The sequence below is a fragment of the Bergeyella anatis genome, from assembly GCF_036016955.1.
GTDB lineage: Bacteria > Bacteroidota > Bacteroidia > Flavobacteriales > Weeksellaceae > JAYWXI01.
In genome coordinates this window covers 48,208-65,350 of record NZ_JAYWXI010000001.1, presented here as the reverse complement: position 1 = coordinate 65,350, position 17,143 = coordinate 48,208, and the positions used below count along the sequence as shown (strand labels likewise).

The following is a 17,143-nucleotide window of genomic DNA, read 5'->3' as shown; positions in this document are numbered from 1 at the left end:
CTATGAAAACGACCATTTTAAAAATTTCGTCTCTCGCATTTCTTTTTGCTGGTCTAATCTCCAAGGCTCAGGAAGCCCCCCAAACCATCAGGGAATATTTAGCTCCTGAAAAATACCAGCGTAATCTGTTTGAAGATCCAAAAGTGGAAGCTCCCGAATACGAAGGTGTAAAAGTGTCTATCGGAGGAGATTTCGCATTGCAGTTCCAAGCTCTGGAGCATCAAACCAAAGCCTCTCTGCCCCAAGACAAACCTTTATTGACCATGGGAAAAGACTTCAATCTTCCCACCGCCAATTTGGATCTGAACGCCTACTTAGCCAAAGGCGTAAAAATGCACCTGAGAACCTACCTTTCAGCCAGACACCACAATGAAGCTTGGGTAAAAGGCGGTTACATCCAAATCGACAATTTGGATTTCATCTCTTCCGGATTTTTGTCCGAAGTCATGAAATACACCCGTTTCAAAGTCGGTATGGACGAAATCAACTACGGAGATTCTCACTTCCGCAGAACGGATAACGCTAAAGCCATCAATAACCCCTTCGTAGGCAACCTCATCATGGACAGCTTCACGACCGAACCTTTCGCCGAAGGATACGTTTTCTATAAAGGTTTCATCGGAATGCTAGGGGTATCCAACGGAAAGCTGAATCAGTCCGCCGTAAAAGGAACCAACGATAACGCCCCTTCCGTCTACGCCAAAGTCGGCTTCGACAAACAAATTGATAAAGACCTAAGAGTAAGACTAACCGGATCCGTGCTAAAAACCAACGGACTAAGCACCGGAGGCTACCTCTACAGCGGCGACCGTGCCGGCTCTAGATACTACTATGTTCTGCTGCAAAACGGCGATGCCATGGGAACCAGCAACTACACCACAGGACGCTTCAACCCTGGACTGAGAGAAATGTTAGCCTTCCAAGTTAACCCCTTCATCAAATACCACGGATTGGAATTTTTCGGCACCCTGGAACACGTTAAAGGCAATAAACTCGTCAACGCAACCACCAAAAGAGAAAGTGACGCCGCCTACACACAAGTGGCCGCAGAACTACTTTACAGATTCGGTGTTAAAGAACAATTCTACCTTGGTGGAAGATACAACCAAATCAGCGGCAAAGATTACAACGGCGCCGACACAAGACGCATCAACCGTATGAATCTAGGAGGCGGCTGGTTTATGACCCCTAACGTACTAGCCAAAATCGAATACGTTAATCAAAACTACAACCAAAGCAACGCTTGGGGCACAACATCACCCCTCTATGGTGGAAAATTCAATGGACTCATGGTGGAAGCCACCATTGGTTTCTAATCAAATCAAATTATCTTAAAAGGAAAAAGGGCATTTTAATTTTTGCCCTTTTTCCAATTAAAAAGCACCGGAATGAAAAACCTTTTTTTCATATTTTTATTTTTAAACGCCCTTTATTACGCCCAAAACAACATCGTGACCATCGGTGGCAGAACCAATATCAATACCTTCAAATGTCAAAATTCGGATTTCCCCGCCACGGTATCACTATCGGAACGCAATCTTCAAGACATTACATTAAAAACCAAACTCTTCCGATGCGACAACAAAGTCATGACCAGTGATTTTAGAAAAATTTTAGACGCCGAAAATCATCCAAACATCCCAATCCGCATTCTAAAGCTTTCCAAAACAAACAACCGGCAATATTCCGGTACATTCGAAATCAAACTTGCCGGCAAAACCCAAACCTACACTTCCCTCTTCACCCTGCAAGGAAATCTCTTAAAAGGCAGTCAAACCGTACGCTTTTCGGACTTCGGGCTAAATCCTCCAAAGAAATTCGCAGGCGCAGTGGTCGTCAAAAACGATTTGCACATCTCCTTCAGTTTCAATACCGTACCATAAAATCAAAAAAAAGAAGCTCTTCTCCAAAAGCTCCTTTTTTAAATCTTACCGGAAAAAACCTATTCTAGATTAATTACTCTGCGCTATCTTTTCGGCGTACTCCTTTGCGAAAAGTTTTTGGTCTTCCTGCAATTTCGCTAAAGAAGAAGGCAAAACGTAATTGAACAGCAATTTGTCTTCCTCATCCAAAAAAAGTATCTCCTTCTCCTCCCCGTCAATCATTTGGGCAAAAATTTCCCACATGGAAGTATCCTTCAACTTGAGTAATTCAAAAAAATCTTTGGCTTTAATCTGTACATGTTTCATTGCTATCGGTTTTAAAATCGTAATCCGACCCCAAAATTAACAATAAATCGCCCGAGTCCAATCCCCGAAAAGAAAAAATCCCTCCGCAAAAATTCAAAAAATCTTCACTACTTTTACGGCATGATTACGCAGCAGACCATCGATAAGATTTTTTCGACCATCAGAGTCGAAGAAATCATCGGCGAATACGTCCAGCTGAAAAGAGCCGGCTCCAACTATAAAGGCCTAAGCCCTTTTCAGGACGAGAAAACGCCCAGCTTCGTCGTCTCTCCGAGTAAACAAATTTGGAAAGATTTTTCCACGGGTAAAGGCGGCACAGCCATTTCGTTCCTTATGGAAATCGAAAATTTCACTTACCCCGAGGCGCTTCGCCATGCCGCAAAAAAATACGGTATCGAAATCGAAGAAACCAAAAGCGAACAGTCCGAAGAACAAAAAGCCGCCCAAACCGAACGCGAACAACTCTATAAAATTCATGAAGTTGCCAACGATTTCTTCCAAAACCAACTTCACCAAACCACCGAGGGACAAAAAATAGGACTTTCCTATTTTCGGGAAAGAGAACTTCGGGATGACCTCATCAAGAAATTTCAACTCGGCTATTCGCCCGAGAAAAAAAACGCTTTTACAGAATACGCCTTAGCCAAAGGCTACAGCAAGGAATTGTTGGAAAAATCAGGCCTTTCCATTTTTCCGGAATATTCCAACGAAGGCATTGACCGCTTTCGGGAACGGGTGATTTTCCCGATTCATAGTTTTTCGGGAAGGGTATTGGGCTTCGGAGCCAGAATCCTGAAAAACAACGTTAAAACCGCAAAATACCTCAACTCTCCCGAGACCGATATTTATCATAAATCCAACGTGCTCTACGGGCTGAACCAAAGCAAGCAAAGCATTTCCAAAAACAACCTCTGCCTTTTGGTGGAAGGCTACATGGACGTGATCGCCCTTCACCAAAGCGGCATAGAAAACGTCGTTGCCAGCTCGGGAACCGCCCTGACTACGGAACAAATCAAACTCATTAAACGGCTCACCGAGAACATCACCATTCTATTCGACGGAGATCAGGCGGGCATCAAGGCCAGTTTCAGAAGCATCGACCTTTTGCTTTCCCAAGGAATGAACATCCGCGTCCTGCTGTTCCCCGACGGAGACGATCCCGATTCATTTTCCCGCAAACATCCCAAAGCGTATGTAGAAGAATACATCGGAAAAGAAGCCACGGATTTTATTGACTTCAAAGCCGGCATCCTTTTAAAAGAAGCCGACAACGACCCCATTAAAAAAGCAGAAGCCATACGCGACATCATCAAATCCGTTGCTTTTGTTTCCAACACATTAAAACAAGAGGTTTACCTCAAAGAAGTCGCCTCCAAATTCGGATTGAGCGAACAAAGCCTTTTCAACGAATTGGGCGTTCAAAAACAAATCACCCAAAAACAAAAAACCGAAGGCCCCAAATCCCCCGCTCCCACAAAACTCGAAGTAGTAAAAGAGCCTTTTGCCAACGTTGACCCCTTAATCGTTCTGGAGGAAAAACTCATCGAACTCATGCTCAAGTACGGCGAACGCATCATCACCCTCCGCGATGCCGAAAACAAACCATACGACACTACCGTTATCGAAGAAATCCTCAACCATTTCGACGAAGACGACTACATTCTCCAGTCGCCAATCAATACCAAAATCCTCCAAGACATCCGCCAAGGCCTGGAAAAAGACCAGCTCCGATCCGGAAGGTTTTTCCTAACCCTGATGGACGAAGAACTTTCTTCAAAAGTAGCCAACACCCTCATTGATCCCCATCAAAACAGCAATTGGAGCAAACACAACATCTATTTCAAAACCGAGGAGGAAGTCGTGTCCAAAATCGTGGAAGACGTCATCGTAAGGCATAAAAGAGAATACATCGTCAAAATGATAAAAGACCTGACCTCCACCCTGTCTCAAGACCAAGATCACAGCGAGGTCTATATGAAAATCATCAAACTAAACCAACTAAAAAACACCATCGATCACGCCCTCCATCGGATTGTGTGACAAAATGACTAACTTTGAAAGAGGTATAATTTTTGCGCAAAACCATTATAATCAATACTAACAACAACGTAATACTATGAACATAAAAAAAGATTTCAGGGATTTCTCAGTAAAACACCTTGGCAACAGCGGCTTAGCCACCGACCAATATATGGGACTGTTTCAGCCTACCAACCTTACGCCATACATCATGGAAGAACGCAGGATGAATGTCGCCCAAATGGACGTTTTCTCTCGTCTGATGATGGACCGTATTATCTTCTTAGGTACAGGAATCGACGATCAGGTGGCCAACATCGTAACAGCCCAATTGCTTTTCTTGGAAAGCGCCGATCCTTCCAAGGACATCCAAATCTACATCAACTCTCCCGGAGGCAGCGTCTATGCAGGACTAGGCATCTATGACACCATGCAAATCATAAAGCCCGACGTGGCGACCATCTGTACCGGTATGGCTGCCAGCATGGGTGCCGTTCTTTTGGTTGCCGGAGAAAAAGGGAAACGTTCGGCATTAAAGCACTCCCGTGTCATGATTCATCAGCCTTCGGGCGGAGCCCAAGGGGTGGCCAGCGACATGGAAATCAACCTAAGGGAAATGCTAAAACTAAAAGACGAACTCTACCAAATCATCGCCCAACACTCGGGACAACCCTACGAATGGGTTGAAAAATCTTCCGACAGAGACTATTGGATGACCTCTTCCGAAGCCAAAGAATACGGCATGGTCGACGAAGTTTTGGAAAGAAAAGGCTAAGCCTCCAACGCCCTTCACAAAACAAACAAAAACCGTTTCATTTTAATAATGAAACGGTTTTAATTTGCATCAAAATCCCTCAAAAGGGTTTCTTTCAACTAAATAAATCCTTTACCTTCTCGAAAAATGTTTTTTCCTTTCCTGAAGGCTCCGCCTGCATTTCTCCGCTCTGCAACTGGTTTTCAAAAAAGGTTTTCTGTTCGGGAGTAAGCTTCTGCGGCGTCCAAACATTAATGTGCACAAACATATCTCCTTTCCCATAATTATCAATGCTAGGCAATCCTTTCCCCGCCAAGCGCAAAATCTTGCCAGATTGTGTTCCTGCTTCGATTTTGATTTTCACTTTACCGCCTACCGTAGGAATCTCTTTGGACGTTCCCAAAGCCGCCTCCGCAAAAGAAATATAAAGTTCCTGATGAAGATTGTCGCCTTCCCGCTTAATTTGCGCATCTTCTTCCTCTTCCACAACGACAAACAAATCGCCCGGTGTTCCTCCAAACGGCGCGTCGTTTCCTTTTCCTCTGACATTCAGCTGAATACCATCTCTGGCTCCCGCCGGAATATTGATTGTAATTTCTTCCTCGTCTTTAATCAAGCCCTGAGCATTGGCTCCCGCCGGAATTTTATCCGCTACTTTCCCGATACCTTGGCAGATTCCACATTGCGTTTGCGTCTGCATCTGCCCAAGCATCGTATTCATAACGCGTATCTGAACCCCGCTCCCATTACAGGTCGGACACGTCTTGGAGGTCGCCCCCGGAGCCAACTTCATTTTTTTAACTTTAATGGTTTTTTGTGTCCCATTAAGCATTTCTTCCAAATTCAGCTTAATCCTAACCCTTAAATTAGAACCTCGGGCTTGTTGAGTTCGAGCTCCGCCGCCGAAGCCACCAAAGCCGCCGCCGAAATGCCCTCCAAATATATCTCCAAACTGAGAGAAAATATCCTCCATGCTCATCCCGCCACCGAAGCCACCGCCACCAAAGCCGCCGCCACCGCCCATACCGGCATGACCGAACTGATCGTAACGTGCTTTCTTGTTTTCGTCGCTGAGGACTTCGTAGGCTTCCGCAGCTTCTTTAAATTTCTCTTCCGCCTCCTTATCCCCCGGATTTTTGTCCGGATGGTATTTCAACGCCATCTTCCGATAAGCCTTCTTTATTTCGTCTGCCGAAGCCCCCTTGGAAACCCCAAGCACTTCGTAATAATCTCGTTTTGCCATTTTTAATTGATAAAATTGACTCCGAAGCCACTTGCCAAAGCAAGCCCGCCTCAAAATCCGTCGTTAAAAAAATTAATTTCCCGTAACCACTTTAGCAAAGCGAATTACTTTGTCATGAAGCGTATACCCCGTTTCAATAACATCCACAATCTTTCCTTTCAAATCCTCAGACGGCGCAGGAATTTGAGTAATGGCTTCATGAAAATCAACATTAAATTCATCCCCCGCACTCACCTCAATGGTTTTCAATCCTTTGTCTGTTAATTTCCCTTTAAGCTTTTGGTAAATCAATTCCACCCCTTGCAAATCGGCTTCATTACCCGATTTAGCCATTTCCTTAAGCGCCCGTTCGAAGTCATCCAAAACCGCCAGCATGGAAATCATCAAATCCTGATTGGCATAAAGAAAAAACTCGTTACGTTCCTTAGCCGTCCTTTTTTTATAGTTTTCAAACTCGGCAAAAAGACGAACATAGCGATCCTTCTCCTCTGCCAAAAGGTCCTCCGTAGAAGGCCCCTCTGTCACATTTTCTTCATTTCCTACCGGCGTTTCTTGATTATCCTGCTCCAAAGAAACAACTTTTTCCTCCTGATTATCGTTATTTACTGACATAGTCTATCGTTTTATTTATCCCTGTTGCTCAAAATCATTGCCAAAGCCCTTTTGTGGAAATTTTGGCAGAAAAAAAACCTTTGCTTAGAATAATTCCGCATACAGCAAATAAGCATTAAGCACCACAATAATAAACGTAATAATTCCCGCCAAAATCTTCAACCATAAAGGATTGACAAAGCGTCCCATTTTCAAACGGTCCCCCGTAAACATCACCAACGGAACCACCGCAAAACTCAACTGCATCGAAAGCACCACCTGACTCAGCACCAAAAGATCCGACGTCCCCTGCTCCCCGTACAAAATCGTAACCACAAACGCAGGAACCACCGCCACCAAACGAGTGATCAGCCGACGAAGCCAAGGCTTTATACGAATATCCAAAAACCCCTCCATCACAATCTGCCCCGCCAGCGTTCCCGTAAGCGTCGAATTCTGTCCCGAAGCCAACAAAGCCACCGCAAAAGCAATACTCGCCAAACCTGTTCCCAAAAGAGGTTCTAACATTTTATGAGCATCATGAATATCCGCAATATGTTCGTACCCCGTCCCATGAAAAGTAGATGCCGCCAAAATCAAAATAGCCGCATTAATGAAAAAAGCAATAAACAAAGCCACCGTGCTATCAATTGTCGCAAAACGAATCGCCTCGCGCTTCCCTTCCTCCGTTCTTTTATAATTTCGGGTCTGAACAATACTGGAATGCAGATACAAATTATGCGGCATCACAGTAGCCCCCAAAATCCCAATGGCAATGTAAAGCATGGACGGATTAGTTACAATTTCTTTCTTAGGCAACAGCCCCTCCAAAACAGGAAACAACGCCGGGCGGGAAATAACCAATTCGTAGGCAAAACAAACCAACACAATAAACATGAGGCCCCCCACCACACTCTCCAGCCAGCGGAACCCCCGAGCCTGCAAAAGCAAAATGATAAAAACATCAATAATTGTAATTGCCACCCCCCAAGTCAAAGGAATCCCAAACAAAAGATTAATCGCAATCGCCGTCCCTATAACCTCCGCCAAATCCATGGCTGCAATGGCAATTTCGCAAAACAGCCAAAGCAAAAAATTAACCTTAGGACTAAAATGATCCCGACAAGCCTGTGCCAAATCCCGTTCGGTGGCAATTCCTAATTTCAAAGCCAAATGCTGCAAAACAATTGCAAACAGATTGGAAATAAGAATAACCGCAAGCAGTGCATAACCGAATCGTGCTCCTCCCGCAATATCCGTTGCCCAATTTCCCGGATCCATATACCCCACGGCAATCATAAGCCCCGGCCCGAAAAAAGCCAGAAACTTTCGCCAAGATGAGCCCGATTCCGGAATAGGAACGGACGAAAACACCTCCGGCAACGAATTAATATGTTTCTCTCTTCTCCAAGGTTTTTTCATAGTCCAATAATAAAAATGTTAGACAAAACTAACAAATAAAAAACAATATTGCTAAATTTATTTTCCATGCTTGAATTTCCTTATGGCTTTTAGAGAAAGAATTAAATTTCTCTGTAAGGAGTTCGCTCGGCATTTTTTACCGGAATTCACCGAAAATCCTTTTCTTCATTCGCTAATTTTTCCGATATTTGTAGGTCTTATTTCTTACAGAGAAAAAGAGGGCGGCATTGCTAAAAAGGCACCGCTCCAATAAAAAAATAACAAAATTATGAGTCAAAAGCAATATACAGCAAGCAGCATACAGTCCTTGGAGGGGATTGAACACGTGCGCTTAAGACCTTCGATGTACATTGGAGACGTAGGGATCCGAGGGCTTCACCACTTGGTTTATGAAGTTGTGGATAACTCCATTGATGAAGCTTTAGCCGGTTTTTGTGATACCATTACCGTTACCATTCACGAAGGCAATGGCATTTCCGTAAGCGATAACGGACGGGGGATTCCGGTCGATTTCCACGAAAAGGAACAAAAATCGGCATTGGAAGTGGTGATGACCAAAATCGGAGCCGGAGGAAAATTTGATAAAGACTCCTACAAGGTATCGGGAGGTCTTCACGGCGTCGGGGTATCTTGCGTTAATGCCCTTTCCACATCGCTGATTGCCACCGTCCACCGCGACAATAAAATGTACCGTCAAAAATACTCCAAAGGGCGCGCCCTAACGGAGGTGGAAGAAATCGGAAGTACCGAAAAAAGAGGAACGGAAGTATTTTTCCAACCCGACGGGAGTATTTTTCAAGAATTGGTGTATAACTACGATACCTTGGCTGCCCGTCTCCGCGAATTGGCCTACCTTAATAAAGGCATCCGAATCACCTTGACCGACGAACGGGAAAAAGACGAAAACGGAACCCCACGCAGCGAAACCTTCTACTCCGAAGGCGGTCTGAAGGAGTTTGTCGAGTACATCGACGGCAACCGGGAAGCCATTATGGAAAACGTAATCTTCATGGAAGGCGAACGCGAAGGCATCCCCGTGGAAGTAGCCATGCGTTATAACACGTCTTTCAACGAAAACCTTCACTCTTACGTCAACAACATCAATACGCACGAAGGGGGTACGCATTTGGCCGGTTTCCGTCGGGCACTCACCAGAACGCTAAAAAAATTCGCCGATGAATTAGGACTTCCTGCCAAAGAAAAAGTAGAAGTTACCGGGGACGATTTCCGTGAAGGGCTTACGGCTATTATTTCGGTAAAAGTCATGGAACCTCAGTTCGAGGGACAAACCAAAACCAAATTAGGAAACTCCGAGGTTTCCGGTGCAGTGGACAAAATCGTGGGCGAAATGTTGAGCAATTTCTTGGAAGAACACCCGAACGAAGCCAAACAAATCGTCCAAAAAGTAGTCCTCGCAGCCAAAGCCAGACAAGCCGCCAAGAAAGCAAGAGAACTGGTACAGCGCAAGACCCCGATGGGCGGTGCCGGACTTCCAGGAAAACTCTCGGACTGTTCCTCCAAAGACCCTGAAATTTCCGAAATTTTCCTCGTCGAGGGAGACTCAGCAGGAGGAACGGCCAAACAGGGAAGAGACCGTCATTTTCAAGCCATTCTTCCACTAAGAGGTAAAATCCTTAACGTGGAAAAATCCATGCTTCACAAGGTGTACGACAACGAAGAGATTAAAAACATCTACACCGCATTAGGCGTTTCCGTGGGCACCGAAGAAGACAGCAAGGCGCTTAACTTAAGCAAATTAAGATACCACAAAATCGTCATCATGACCGATGCGGACGTGGACGGCTCCCACATTTCCACCCTGATCCTCACTTTCTTCTTCCGTTACATGAAAGAACTGATTGAGCAAGGGTATGTCTACATTGCCTCTCCGCCGCTTTACCTCCTTAAAAAAGGGAATAAAAAAATCTACGCTTGGAACGAAAAAGAGCGCGAACAAAAAACCCTGGAGATGTCCGCCGACGGAAAAGGAGTGGAAGTACAGCGTTACAAAGGTCTCGGAGAAATGAACCCCGAACAGCTTTGGGAAACTACACTTAATCCGGAAAACCGAATCTTAAAACAGGTAACCATCGAAAGTTTGGCCGAAGCAGATAACATCTTCTCCATGCTTATGGGCGATGAAGTTCCGCCAAGACGGGAATTTATCGAGAAAAACGCCGTTTACGCCAATATCGACGCCTAATCTTGTAAACCTTCTAAAAAAACAAAATAAAAATGCCTTCGTTTCGGAAGGCATTTTTTATTTTTGCACCGATGCAACGGGTCGCTTTTATCATTAATCCGAATTCGGCAAAAAAGAACTACCTTCCTTTTCTCAACGAGCTAAAAGCCAAGGTGGATTCACCGAATTATTACGTCTCCGAATCCATTGAAGGTACGGAAGAATTCATCCGTACCCACTTTGATTCAACAGACGTTTTCGTTGCCATAGGAGGCGACGGAACCATCTCTACCGTGGCCCGAAATCTCATCCATACCGATAAAATTTTGGCCATTTTCCCCGCCGGTTCGGGCAACGGTTTTTCCAACGAAACCAACTTCAGAAAAAACCTCGACGAGCTTCTGGAAAAAATCCGCCTCGGAAAGTCCCGAAAAATCGACACGTTCACCGTCAATGGAAAGCTTTCCATCAATGTATCGGGGACAGGTTTTGACGGCAAAGTAGTCAAAGAATTTGAGAAAACCCAACGAGGTTTCAAAAACTACATTAAGGTTTCCATCCAAACATTCTTTAATTACAAACCCATCAAAGTCAAATTCTTAGATCCTGCCTTTCAACAATACAACGGCCGCTACCTGATGCTCAACATCGCCAACACCCGACAATTCGGCAACAACGCCTACATCGCCCCTCACGCCAGTAAAAGTGACGGATTAGTGGATTTGGTTTTGGTAAAAAAGTTTCCTCTTTCGTATTCGTTGTTTTTTGCCTTTCGGATGTTCACCAAACGCCTGAAAAACGACGACTACCTCACTTATCTTCCCGTATCCGAAGTCCGCTTCAAAGTCAGCACCAAAAACTGGCATCTGGATGGGGAATTCAACAAAATAAAATCTCCCATCACCCTAAAAGTTCTTCCCCAAAGCCTGCGGATCCTGACCTAAAAAAGAAAAAGCAGCACAAATCGAAACGTTTGCACTGCTTTTATTGGTATTTTTGACTTAAATTCTTAAATCCAAAAACGACGGATTACCTTTCCAAAACTCTTTTGACGGCCGCCTGAACCGCTTCCGAATCAATACCGTATTTGCGCATTAATTCCGCCGGTGTAGCCGATTCGCCAAAACTATCATTAACCGCCACAAACTCCTGAGGTGTAGGCCTTCTCCTTGCCAGCATACCCGCTACGGATTCGCCCAAACCACCAAGGTAATTATGCTCCTCCGCCGTAACCAAACGTCCCGTTTTCTCTACCGATTTCAAAATAATTTCTTCATCCAACGGTTTAATTGTGTGAATATTAATCACTTCACAAGAAATCCCTTCTTTTTCAAGAGCCTCCGCGGCCAAAAGCGACTCCCAAACCAAATGCCCCGTCGCCACAATCGTCACATCACGCCCTTCCTGCAAAAGAATACCTTTCCCGATTTCAAAAGGCATATCCTCAGGAATAAAAACAGGAACCGAAGGACGTCCAAATCTCAGATAAACCGGACCATCATACTCGGCTATCGCCAAAGTCGCCGCTTTCGTTTGGTTATAATCGCATGGATTAATCACCACCATCCCCGGAAGCATTTTCATCATCCCGATATCCTCCAAAACCTGATGCGTCGCGCCATCTTCCCCCAAAGTCAGCCCCGCATGGGAAGCACAGATTTTCACATTCTTCCCCGAATAAGCCACCGACTGGCGAATCTGATCGTAAACCCGTGAAGTCGAAAAATTCGCAAAAGTTCCCGTAAAAGGAATTTTACCATTAATGGATAGCCCTGCCGCAATTCCAATCATATTGGCTTCGGCAATCCCGACCTGGTAAAAACGCTCCGGGGCTTTCTCAATGAATTTTTCCATTTTTAGCGACCCGATAAGATCGGCACAAAGCGCAACCACATTCGGGTTCTTATCCGCCAATTCTGCCAGTCCGGCACCAAATCCACTGCGGGTATCTTTTTTTTCTGTATAGGTGTATTTCATTTTTAACTCTTTTAATCTAAATTTTCAACGTATTTTTCTACCTTTCCGGCCTCAAAACTGAGGCTTCCGACAGGAAAAGTCAGCCATTACCACAAAAAATCGCCGCCAGTCCTTTCTCCTCTCCTAAATCTAAAACCAATCGAAAGAACGCCGCCGGTAACCGCTCCTTTCTAATTTAATAATCCTGCACCCGGTCTAAAGAAAGCTGATGCAGTGCCTTTTCAAGCTGTTCGTCGTTAGGCGCTTTCCCATGCCAAGCATGCGTCCCCATCATGAAATCCACCCCGTTGCCCATCTCCGTATGCAAAATAATCGCCACCGGCTTCCCTTTACCAGTCTTACTTTTAGCAAACTCAAGTATATTAATAACCGCTTCCAAATCGTTGCCTTTTTTCTCTTCAATCACTTCCCAGCCAAACGCCTTAAGTTTCGCATTAAGATCTCCCAAACTCATCACCTCATCCACATCGCCGTCAATCTGACGGTTATTAGCATCTATGGTTGCAATAAGATTATCCACCTTATGGTGAGCCGCAAACATCAAAGCCTCCCAAATCTGCCCCTCCTGCAATTCCCCATCGCCATGAAGCGAATACACCAAAGAAGCCTCTCCATCCAACTTCTTACCCAAAGCTGCCCCAATCGCCACTGAAAGCCCCTGACCCAAAGATCCCGAAGCAATCCTAACCCCCGGAAGCCCCTCATGCGTCGTAGGATGCCCCTGCAAACGAGAGTCTAACTTACGGAAAGTACCGAGCTCTTCCACCGGAAAGAAGCCAAACCGAGCCAAAGCCGAGTAATAAACCGGCGAAATATGCCCGTTGGACAGAAAAAACAAATCCTCGCCTTTCCCCTCCATGGTAAAAGGCAATTGATAATTCATCACCTTCCCATAAAGTGCCGTAAAATATTCCACACACCCCAAACTTCCTCCCGGATGACCGGAATTAACGGCATGCACCATTCTCAAAATATCCCTTCGGATCTGCGTAGCGAGCCCTCTGAGCTCTTCAATACTTTTACTCATTTAGTTTAAGATTTACCTGAAGGCGAATTTACGATTTTTTATGCGGTTACGGAAGCCGAACCTCTTGAAAAATCAGCAAAAAAGCGTCCCCGAAAAGAACGCTTAAAACCCAATAACCTACTTGGTTGTTTTCTTGCGAATCAGCCATAAGCCGAAGAACGTCAAAAGTCCGTTAATAATCAGAAGCTCCAAACCAACCTGAAAATCCCCCAACAAATGCGCCTGATACTTATCCAAAAAGAACGACACCAAAGGAGCCGCAACACAAACATAAGGCACCCAGCGGTCTTTAACCCCATAACGGGTAAAAATCCCAAAGGCAAAAAGCCCCAAAAGCGGCCCGTAAGTAAACCCTGCCAATTTAAGAATCAACCCAATCATGGAATTGTCATTGATGATTTTAAAAATCACCACCAGCAGCAAAAACGAAAAAGCCACCAGCAAATGAATCCGCTTTCGGAAAGCTTCCTTGCGAGCATTTCCCCAGTCTTTATCTTTCAATCCCAAAATGTCGATGCAAAGAGACGAGGTAAGCGCCGTCATCGCTCCATCCGCACTGGGAAACAATGCCGAAATTAAAGCAATAATAAAGATAATCGAAATAAAAGGCGGCATATGATTAAGCGCAATCTCAGGGAAAAGACGGTCCCCAACCGCCGAAAGCTGCTCCTGCTGTCCGTACAAATGAAGCAACCCGCCCAAAAACAAGAAAAGGGAAATCACCACCAACATCGTAACCCCTAAAGTTACCATGTTTTTTTGACTGTCCTTGAGTTTAGTTACCGAAAGAGATTTCTGCATCATTTCCTGATCAATCCCCGTCATCGTGATAGTAATGAAAGCTCCCGCCAAAATTTGTTTAAAGAAAAAAGCCTTATCGTTCACATCGGTATTAAACACTTCCGTCAACCCGCTATCGGCCATCCGATGAAAACTCTCCACTACCCCAAGCCCCATGTGATTCATAATATAAGCCGAACAAATCACCAAGCCCAAAAGCATCGCCGAGGTTTGCAAAGTATCCGTATAGACAATCGTCTTAACCCCGCCTTCGTAAGTATAAAGAATAATCATCAACAAAATCACCAACGTTGTCACAATGAAAGGCACTCCCAAGCTGTCTAAAATGGTCATCTGCAAAATATTAACCACCAAGTAGAGCCTCGCCGTAGCCCCCACCAGCCTGGAGACAATAAAAATCCATGCCCCAGACTTATAACTCAAACGCCCCATCCGATGCTGCAAATAACCGTAAATGGAGGTCAGTTTCAAACGATAATACAAAGGAAGCAAAACATAAGCAATCACAATATAGCCGATAAAGTACCCCAAAGTAATTTGCAAATAATGAAATTTATCCGCTCCCACCGCCCCCGGAACCGAAACAAAAGTCACCCCCGAAAGTGAGGTCCCTATCATTCCAAAGGCAACCAGCATCCAATTGGACTTTCGGTTACCGATAAAAAAACTATCGTTATTACTGCCTTTTCCCGTGCGGTAAGCCACCCAAAGCAAAAGCGCAAAATAAACGACAATAATTGACAACAATACAATAGGATTCATAGGATCATTTTTTCTAAAAGCACGGCAAATATAGGTTTTTGCAAAGAAACTTTGCCCCCGAATTCATTCAGACGATAAAATACTTCAAACACTCCCGAAAAGAATAGAACTAAACCTCTTCCCGAAAACGGTCGAGACGAACCTCCGCAGGAAGTTCTGCGCCACTCTCCAAGTGGTTGAAAAGAATACGAGAAAAATAACATCCATTAAGAATCCCCCGCGCTCCCAAACCGTTAAAAACATACAAATCCGAAAAGTCCTTATGCGCTCCTATAATCGGACGGCGGTCTTTGACCGTCGGGCGAAATCCGAAGTTTTTGTGCTCTACCCGATAGCTTTTTTCGTAAAATTCCTCCAAACCACGGGTCAACTGATCCACCGCAGACGCGTCAATTTCATGGTGCATTTGTTCACGATCATACGTCCCTCCGTAATAGTAATGCCCGCCGCCTAAAGGAAACAAAAAATGTTTTTTCTTCAATGTATAGCCCTGCTCCAAGCCTTCGGAAAACGAAACCACCAAATGATGCCCTTTATTCGGATGAACGGGAATAGCCGCAAAATAAGGATTAGACCTAACTCCCATTCCTTCCGCAAAAATCAAACGCCCGTAGCGGTAATTTTTATACGTTTTCTCTGAAGCATTAAGCAACTCATAGTCAAAACGTTGAGTCAGCAAATAACCATTTCGGTCTAAATAACCGAGCATATCCGAGAAAAAAGCCGACACATCCAATCGAGCCGACTGCATAACCTGTCCCGAACCGTAAGGGTTTTTCACCCCTTCCAAAGTGGTAAAGGTTTTCGACAAAAAACCTTCCAATTCCTCAGAATCCGATTTTTTCAACCATAGTGCTTTTTCTTTTTCATCATGGAAAAGCCGACGTATATTTTCCTCTATCAAATAGTTCTTCCCCGTATAAACGGTGATTTCCTCAAGGGTTTCTTTCAATTCATTTATCTGCTCTTGGGCTTTCCAAAACGTGGTAAATTTCTTCAATACCACCGGATTTACGATTCCTGCCGAAACCTGCGAAGCGCTTTTCTTTCCTTCCGAAAATAAAACAAAACGCTTGTTTTCCCGAAGCAGACGGTGAGCAAAAAACAACGCCGCATAACCGTCTCCAACCACTATATAATCTACATTTTCCATCCGAAATAAAATAAAAAAACCTGAATAAAGGTACTCAGGTTTTTGGTATTGTCCAAGCCAAAGGCTTAATAATTCCACATATCGTTCTCCATCTGTAGAATCTGAGCCTTAATTCGCTCACTTTCTTCCAGTTGTTCGTCCGCATCCCGAGGAATATAATCGCTAATCACCCCGGTTCCCAAACCGTTATCCGATTTGTAAATAACCGACGAAAAGCGACGAGCATTCAAAATATCATCGTAAGTAATATCCGATGAAAGGTTCTTACTGTTAAAAACCACCGAATTAGCTAACACTTCTCTCGCATCCGGATAAAAAACCCAAAAAAGGTCAATAAGTTCGTCTTTACCCCCGATCGGCTGACCGTCAGGACCGTACTGTCCCATTGTCGATGGATCCTGCCCCATAGCGGCAATCCCCAAAAGACGGTATTTCATTTGAGAATCTCTACGGTCAATATACCACATTCCCTTGATCTTAAGGAGTTTTACATTCTCGGATTTCGTTTCGTATAAATCCGTTCCGGCCTTACGATCTTCTTCAGAAACCGTTTCTCCTGCATTAATCTTGTCAATCAACCAGTCGGAAACCACCGTGTTATGGGTTCTGGACGCAATAGCCTCTGCAGAAAGTTTGGTCGTAAACATCTCATCGTCGTAAACTTCCGTAATCTTCCCGGAATTAACCGCATCCAAAAGAATTTGGTAAAGCGATTTGTTTTGGGTAACCAAACCGTCGGAGTTATGATACAAAGGTTGGTTAAGACGATCGTTCATATCAATAATTTCCCAAACCACCATGCTTTTAAGGATGTCCTTATCCTCTATAAAGCCGTACTCCAATGGGGTGGTCTTGGTCGAAACCAAAGAGTCGCCAACCTTTTTCTGATTGTCCTCTCTCATCTGACGAAACTCCTCAGGGGATTTTGCATTCAGGATGTTCTGAGAAAAGGCCCATCCCGAAACCAAAACCAAAACACTACTTATTATCTTTTTCATATCCTAATTAAGTCTTAATAACGCC

15 protein-coding genes are annotated in these 17,143 nt (G+C 44.5%); 6 read left to right on the top strand and 9 right to left on the bottom strand.

Annotated features, from left to right (window positions below; all coding sequences use genetic code 11):
* Positions 1 to 2: 2 nt before the first annotated feature.
* Complete coding sequence (locus VQ048_RS00275; protein WP_327609686.1) at positions 3 to 1,316, top strand: hypothetical protein; 1,314 nt, start codon at positions 3 to 5, stop codon at positions 1,314 to 1,316.
* Between the two features lie 72 nt (positions 1,317 to 1,388).
* Positions 1,389 to 1,883 (top strand): YceI family protein, encoded by a 495-nt coding sequence (locus VQ048_RS00270; protein WP_327609685.1) that lies wholly within the window; start codon positions 1,389 to 1,391, stop codon positions 1,881 to 1,883.
* 69 nt (positions 1,884 to 1,952) lie between these two features.
* On the opposite strand, the gene VQ048_RS00265 is transcribed toward VQ048_RS00270, so the two are convergent.
* Positions 1,953 to 2,189: a hypothetical protein gene (locus VQ048_RS00265; protein WP_327609684.1), complete on the bottom strand. Its 237-nt coding sequence runs from the start codon at positions 2,187 to 2,189 to the stop codon at positions 1,953 to 1,955.
* Positions 2,190 to 2,309: 120 nt separating this feature from the next.
* Between VQ048_RS00265 and dnaG the strand changes: the two genes are divergently transcribed.
* Positions 2,310 to 4,229: a DNA primase gene (gene dnaG / locus VQ048_RS00260; RefSeq protein WP_327609683.1), complete on the top strand. Its 1,920-nt coding sequence runs from the start codon at positions 2,310 to 2,312 to the stop codon at positions 4,227 to 4,229.
* Between the two features lie 76 nt (positions 4,230 to 4,305).
* Positions 4,306 to 4,983, top strand: coding sequence for an ATP-dependent Clp endopeptidase proteolytic subunit ClpP (clpP, locus tag VQ048_RS00255; RefSeq protein ID WP_327609682.1), 678 nt, complete (start codon positions 4,306 to 4,308; stop codon positions 4,981 to 4,983).
* Positions 4,984 to 5,077: 94 nt separating this feature from the next.
* On the opposite strand, the gene dnaJ is transcribed toward clpP, so the two are convergent.
* The 3 genes from dnaJ to VQ048_RS00240 form a co-directional block, all read right to left on the bottom strand.
* Positions 5,078 to 6,205, bottom strand: coding sequence for a molecular chaperone DnaJ (gene dnaJ, locus VQ048_RS00250; RefSeq protein ID WP_327609681.1), 1,128 nt, complete (start codon positions 6,203 to 6,205; stop codon positions 5,078 to 5,080).
* Positions 6,206 to 6,277: 72 nt separating this feature from the next.
* Positions 6,278 to 6,817, bottom strand: a complete 540-nt coding sequence (locus VQ048_RS00245; protein WP_327609680.1) for a nucleotide exchange factor GrpE — start codon at positions 6,815 to 6,817, stop codon at positions 6,278 to 6,280.
* Positions 6,818 to 6,901: 84 nt separating this feature from the next.
* Positions 6,902 to 8,218, bottom strand: a complete 1,317-nt coding sequence (locus tag VQ048_RS00240) for an Nramp family divalent metal transporter (RefSeq protein ID WP_327609679.1) — start codon at positions 8,216 to 8,218, stop codon at positions 6,902 to 6,904.
* Between the two features lie 268 nt (positions 8,219 to 8,486).
* Here VQ048_RS00240 and gyrB point away from each other — a divergent pair, with 268 nt between their 5' ends.
* Both gyrB and VQ048_RS00230 read left to right on the top strand, forming a co-directional pair.
* A complete protein-coding gene (gene gyrB / locus VQ048_RS00235; RefSeq protein WP_327609678.1) occupies positions 8,487 to 10,421 on the top strand; it encodes a DNA topoisomerase (ATP-hydrolyzing) subunit B in 1,935 nt (644 codons plus the stop codon).
* Between the two features lie 71 nt (positions 10,422 to 10,492).
* Positions 10,493 to 11,344, top strand: coding sequence for a diacylglycerol/lipid kinase family protein (locus VQ048_RS00230; protein WP_327609915.1), 852 nt, complete (start codon positions 10,493 to 10,495; stop codon positions 11,342 to 11,344).
* A gap of 85 nt (positions 11,345 to 11,429) precedes the next feature.
* On the opposite strand, the gene VQ048_RS00225 is transcribed toward VQ048_RS00230, so the two are convergent.
* The 5 genes from VQ048_RS00225 to porN all read right to left on the bottom strand — a co-directional run bounded on the left by VQ048_RS00225 (position 11,430) and on the right by porN (position 17,118).
* Positions 11,430 to 12,377, bottom strand: coding sequence for a transketolase family protein (locus VQ048_RS00225; protein ID WP_327609677.1), 948 nt, complete (start codon positions 12,375 to 12,377; stop codon positions 11,430 to 11,432).
* 175 nt (positions 12,378 to 12,552) lie between these two features.
* Positions 12,553 to 13,404: a transketolase gene (locus tag VQ048_RS00220; RefSeq protein WP_327609676.1), complete on the bottom strand. Its 852-nt coding sequence runs from the start codon at positions 13,402 to 13,404 to the stop codon at positions 12,553 to 12,555.
* A 117-nt stretch (positions 13,405 to 13,521) separates the two neighbouring features.
* Entirely contained in the window at positions 13,522 to 14,967 is a 1,446-nt protein-coding gene (locus VQ048_RS00215) for a sodium:solute symporter (RefSeq protein WP_327609675.1), read from the bottom strand.
* Between the two features lie 109 nt (positions 14,968 to 15,076).
* Positions 15,077 to 16,120 (bottom strand): NAD(P)/FAD-dependent oxidoreductase, encoded by a 1,044-nt coding sequence (locus tag VQ048_RS00210; RefSeq protein WP_327609674.1) that lies wholly within the window; start codon positions 16,118 to 16,120, stop codon positions 15,077 to 15,079.
* Between the two features lie 65 nt (positions 16,121 to 16,185).
* Positions 16,186 to 17,118, bottom strand: coding sequence for a type IX secretion system ring subunit PorN/GldN (porN, locus tag VQ048_RS00205; RefSeq protein WP_327609673.1), 933 nt, complete (start codon positions 17,116 to 17,118; stop codon positions 16,186 to 16,188).
* Positions 17,119 to 17,143: the final 25 nt, after the last annotated feature.

What these genes read in the sequence shown, in the direction of transcription:
- VQ048_RS00270 (WP_327609685.1), top strand. Translation starts at nt 1,389, where the DNA reads ATGAAAAACCTTTTTTTCATATTTTTATTTTTAAACGCCCTTTATTAC.
- VQ048_RS00275 (WP_327609686.1), top strand. Translation starts at nt 3, where the DNA reads ATGAAAACGACCATTTTAAAAATTTCGTCTCTCGCATTTCTTTTTGCT.
- dnaJ (WP_327609681.1), bottom strand. Translation starts at nt 6,205, where the DNA reads ATGGCAAAACGAGATTATTACGAAGTGCTTGGGGTTTCCAAGGGGGCT.
- VQ048_RS00245 (WP_327609680.1), bottom strand. Translation starts at nt 6,817, where the DNA reads ATGTCAGTAAATAACGATAATCAGGAGGAAAAAGTTGTTTCTTTGGAG.
- VQ048_RS00265 (WP_327609684.1), bottom strand. Translation starts at nt 2,189, where the DNA reads ATGAAACATGTACAGATTAAAGCCAAAGATTTTTTTGAATTACTCAAG.
- dnaG (WP_327609683.1), top strand. Translation starts at nt 2,310, where the DNA reads ATGATTACGCAGCAGACCATCGATAAGATTTTTTCGACCATCAGAGTC.
- VQ048_RS00230 (WP_327609915.1), top strand. Translation starts at nt 10,493, where the DNA reads ATGCAACGGGTCGCTTTTATCATTAATCCGAATTCGGCAAAAAAGAAC.
- VQ048_RS00210 (WP_327609674.1), bottom strand. Translation starts at nt 16,120, where the DNA reads ATGGAAAATGTAGATTATATAGTGGTTGGAGACGGTTATGCGGCGTTG.
- gyrB (WP_327609678.1), top strand. Translation starts at nt 8,487, where the DNA reads ATGAGTCAAAAGCAATATACAGCAAGCAGCATACAGTCCTTGGAGGGG.
- VQ048_RS00215 (WP_327609675.1), bottom strand. Translation starts at nt 14,967, where the DNA reads ATGAATCCTATTGTATTGTTGTCAATTATTGTCGTTTATTTTGCGCTT.
- VQ048_RS00225 (WP_327609677.1), bottom strand. Translation starts at nt 12,377, where the DNA reads ATGAAATACACCTATACAGAAAAAAAAGATACCCGCAGTGGATTTGGT.
- VQ048_RS00240 (WP_327609679.1), bottom strand. Translation starts at nt 8,218, where the DNA reads ATGAAAAAACCTTGGAGAAGAGAGAAACATATTAATTCGTTGCCGGAG.
- VQ048_RS00220 (WP_327609676.1), bottom strand. Translation starts at nt 13,404, where the DNA reads ATGAGTAAAAGTATTGAAGAGCTCAGAGGGCTCGCTACGCAGATCCGA.
- clpP (WP_327609682.1), top strand. Translation starts at nt 4,306, where the DNA reads ATGAACATAAAAAAAGATTTCAGGGATTTCTCAGTAAAACACCTTGGC.
- porN (WP_327609673.1), bottom strand. Translation starts at nt 17,118, where the DNA reads ATGAAAAAGATAATAAGTAGTGTTTTGGTTTTGGTTTCGGGATGGGCC.